We start from the raw sequence: 3,930 nt of genomic DNA, 5'->3' as shown, positions 1-3,930 counted from the left end.
GTTTAATTACTCAATTAGCACCTGCATTAATTTGCAGTTTACCAAAAAGCAATATAATTAATAAATATGGAGCAATAGCTGGGATATTTGCTGGAGTGCTTATTGTTTTATATGCGACAATTTCAGGTGTGAAAATAGCTACATTTCATCCGAATATACCACACGTAATTAATGACATCAGTACAGGTGTTATAGCGTTGTTAATAAATATAATAGTAACGTTTATTGTAAGTGGACTAACTAAAAATATCACTATTCATGGTAAGCAAATGAATAATATGAATAAAAGTAATATTTCCTGATTCCTACTCTAGTTTGTAGTTGTCATGTCATTCACTATTCGTTGAAAGGGCTAACTAGACCAAGGAGGGCTTTGGGCGTATAAATGAAATTAATTATTATTTCATTGCTACAAAAAGAAATAAATTGGGAGGGGTTCTGTGAAAGTCCAAATAACTGCGTGTCAATTTCGTGTAGAAAAAGTAGCATCGTTTAATGAATTCCAGAAACAAGTAGAAGACTTAATCAATCATGTTCCCGAAAACTCAGATTATATTATTTTTCCTGAACTGTTAACTATCGGGTTATTAGCGACTTTTCCGGATCAGAATGCTTCGTCATTAATCAAGATCGACGAATATACCACTCAATATAAAGAACTTTTTAGTTCGATTTCAAGAAAAAGAAAGCAGGTTATCATTGCAGGCTCACATCTTGAGTGTCGTGAAGATGAGTACTTTAATATTGCATACATTTTTGATAAAGATGGATCTTATGTTGAACATAAAAAAACTCATATCTTTCCTGCTGAAGCAAATTGGCAAACCTCTGAAGGGAATACACTTGAAGTGTATTCTATAGGTCCTGTTAAGATTGGCATAGCCGTGTGTTATGAAGCTGAGATACCAGAAATATCAAGAATCCTAAGTGTAAGCGGAGCATACATTATTTTCTGTCCATCATACACTTTTACTGAGGCTGGTTTTTGGAGAGTACRCCATTGTGCTCATGCACGTGCGATTGAAAACCAAGTATACTTTGTTCATTGTCCTACTGTTGGTGAACCAGGAGACCCTCTACCTAATGGATATGGGCGTGCAAGCATATTAAGTCCTTGTGACAATGCTTGGCTAGCCAATGGGGTAGTAGCTGAAGCAGAAGGTAATAAACATACAGTAATTACCGGTACAGTGGATATTGACGAACTCTATGAGAATCGGAAAAGTGGTGCAGCAACAACATTTAAAGATAGAAAGCGCCGTAAAGATGTTTATACAAAGTATGAGCCTTATATGCTGCTGAAATAATGTACAACATATTTTGTTAAATAGACTCTATTGTTATGGTAATGTAAGGCAGTCGAGAAACCCTCGACAGCCTTATCTATTTGTCGAGTTGATTCACATGATGATTTATTTATTCACTATGCCTATTCTTGATAATTAAAGAGAATGTCCCAGGTTTCTGGACCAACAATTCCGTCTACTTGTAATCCGAATTTTTTCTGGAATTCCTTCACTTTGACTTGAGTTTTTAGTCCGAAAATACCATCCACTTTAATTGATCCCCCTGCGTCATTAAGACGCGCTTGAATTCTGGTCACATTCATACCTCGATCTCCAATTTTAATAACATGACCTGGATAAGGAAACTCGGTTTGATAAAGTGCAGTCCAAGTGGACGGTCCAACTATCCCATCTGTGTTCAAATGTCTTCGCATTTGAAATTCTTTGACCTTCTTAAGCGTTATCGAACCAAAAATGCCATCCACTGAGATTGGGACGTTATTCTTGTTTAATTGGTTCTGTACTTTCCTCACTTCAGATCCTTGATCCCCGTATTTTATGACATGACCCGGGTAAGGATCACTTGCATTTACATAATGAGTGAGGATATTGGATTTGACGGTCGTTGAGGCTTCAGTCATTGTAGGGAGTAAAATTTGAAGCGCTATGAATCCAGCTGTAGACACTCCTATTAAGGATTTTTTCATGCTCATACCCATTTCCTCCTTAAATATTAAAATGGTAAACATAACACAGGTATAACTCTTATTTCCTTTTAATATATTTTGTAAATAATGTAATTGTATACTCTATTGAGTTCTGATGCAAAAAATTCAGGACAAATGCAAGTATTCTCTAAATCTTGGACATAATGATACTACTACTGTACAAAATGTGTTGGATCTGTATGGAAAACCAAAATTGTTTATAGTAACATTATCACCCAAACATGGATTGCTAACAGTGAGATGATACCCACGCGGTACGAATTGAGCTCTCGTAATGAAGTTGAAATGATGGAAGTACGTGGCTTATTAATGGCTTACTCAGCAATTAATATACCTGCTTTCACAATGATATAGTAATTTGATGTTGTTAAGTTTTTATAGTCAATGTCATAAGACTTATAATATCGTAATAATACATTCCTCAATTTATAAACAAAGTTAAGGTGAGGATACTTGCTATGTCAACCATTTTACAATTGAATACAATATTTATCAGTATCTTAATATAAGCATTTCCGTTTGTGTTAATCGATGTTTTTGTGGCTGGAAAAATAAAGATGTTTGTTAGTGAAGAAATGGTTGGGAAAGTGGTGCCGAAGACAACCTAAAACAGTAGTTATTACGGAGATGAAGATTATAAAGAGTTAAGGGAGGAAGAATTTAAGGCACTCTCCACAAAAAAAGAGTATTGTTTTAAATGATAAAAACTACCTATAAGGATTAAATACCCTATATAATTTCCCAGGTAACTTTATGGACATTGAGGTTGATGGTAGTACATTTTAAGGAGAAGCAGTGAGTGCTAAACTGCTTTCTGTAATACGGTATCGCTGATTCAGGTGGGAAATTATCCTCAATTTATTACCAGCCATTCAAAGCAACTATTTCGTATCTCATAGCCCAAGATTGTAATTCAATTGAAGATTCTGACAATCCTTACACCTATAAAAAGTATTAAATTGCTGGAATTTAAAATGCAGAAACATAATAAGTACAAATTACGGTCTTAGATTTAACGAAAACGAAAAAACATCGGTTAAGATGACAATAATCATAGTCATCTTACTGATGTTTTTTATCAAAAAAGATCAATAAAATAATCCAGCTTTCGACCATATCGGTTACAGGATGTTATTGATGAATAGGATAAACATCCGACAAATTCTCAAATAAAAATAATCTTAATATAGTGATTTATTCTAATCGTATCTTGAGCCTTTAAGGATATATTTTGTATTAATACTAAACAAGTTCGTTCAAAAACTTCAATACTTTTTATCTTCATAATTTCAAATCAAGTACTATTACCTATTTGATAGTTTCTAAGTACCTCTCTAAATCCTTATCCATAATAAAAACTTCGATTCTTTCACCTGTTTTAGTGCTAATATCACTATGGGAGGAAAGAACCTTGCATCCAGTATGATCTTCAACTATTTTTTCGTAATCCTTGGTGTACATTTCACGAAGAAGCGAACGCATTTTTTTTACAAGTTTTTTGCCGGAATTGTGACTGACAAGGTGCTTTTCTTCCACTGTCAGGACACCTTTAAAACGAGTAATTAACATGTCATTGATTATATATGTTTTGGCTTCCTGTGGTCCTCTGCCAATAAGATCACGCTGGAATTTAATAAATGCTTCACTTATTTCAGCCTCAAGTTTCTTTTTAGAATTTAACATATTGCCTCCATTTTATCTCAGGAATTTTATGGGGTTTATCATAATGCCCCATCTAAGTTCTTGTCAATATGAGTTTGTAAAACTTTAGAAAAATCCGTAATATATAGGATTTTAGAGTAAATAAAGGTTTTTATGGATAAATTTGATTGAAATGGACTTATATGAACGAATATGAAGTTTTTTCGAGATTTAATGAGGTTTACAAACCTTTAATGGTGAGCGTAGAATAATCC

3 protein-coding genes and 2 pseudogenes are annotated in these 3,930 nt (G+C 33.8%); 3 read left to right on the top strand and 2 right to left on the bottom strand.

All coding sequences use genetic code 11. The features are described from left to right. Window positions 1-302: pseudogene (locus AC1DUW_RS22795) on the top strand (sodium:solute symporter family protein); the annotation flags it as partial. A gap of 138 nt (window positions 303-440) precedes the next feature. Beyond that, window positions 441-1,307 (top strand): nitrilase-related carbon-nitrogen hydrolase, encoded by an 867-nt coding sequence (locus tag AC1DUW_RS22790; protein WP_477643531.1) that lies wholly within the window; start codon window positions 441-443, stop codon window positions 1,305-1,307. Between the two features lie 122 nt (window positions 1,308-1,429). Here AC1DUW_RS22790 and AC1DUW_RS22785 read toward each other — a convergent pair whose 3' ends face one another. Continuing rightward, on the bottom strand, window positions 1,430-1,999 hold the full coding sequence (locus AC1DUW_RS22785; RefSeq protein WP_477643530.1) for a peptidoglycan-binding domain-containing protein: 570 nt from the start codon (window positions 1,997-1,999) through the stop codon (window positions 1,430-1,432). A 473-nt stretch (window positions 2,000-2,472) separates the two neighbouring features. Here AC1DUW_RS22785 and AC1DUW_RS22780 point away from each other — a divergent pair. Then, window positions 2,473-2,613, top strand: a pseudogene (locus tag AC1DUW_RS22780) (permease); the annotation flags it as partial. A 709-nt stretch (window positions 2,614-3,322) separates the two neighbouring features. On the opposite strand, the gene AC1DUW_RS22775 reads toward AC1DUW_RS22780, so the two are convergent. Beyond that, entirely contained in the window at window positions 3,323-3,697 is a 375-nt protein-coding gene (locus AC1DUW_RS22775; RefSeq protein WP_053346149.1) for a Na-translocating system protein MpsC family protein, read from the bottom strand. Between the last annotated feature and the right edge of the window lie 233 nt (window positions 3,698-3,930).

This window comes from Peribacillus sp. P4_C12 (genome assembly GCF_056402095.1).
This window is presented reverse-complemented; position numbering and strand designations above follow the sequence as displayed.

Excerpts from the sequence above, each read along its gene's own strand:
- AC1DUW_RS22775 (WP_053346149.1), bottom strand. The coding sequence starts at position 3,697 with ATGTTAAATTCTAAAAAGAAACTTGAGGCTGAAATAAGTGAAGCATTT.
- AC1DUW_RS22785 (WP_477643530.1), bottom strand. The coding sequence starts at position 1,999 with ATGAGCATGAAAAAATCCTTAATAGGAGTGTCTACAGCTGGATTCATA.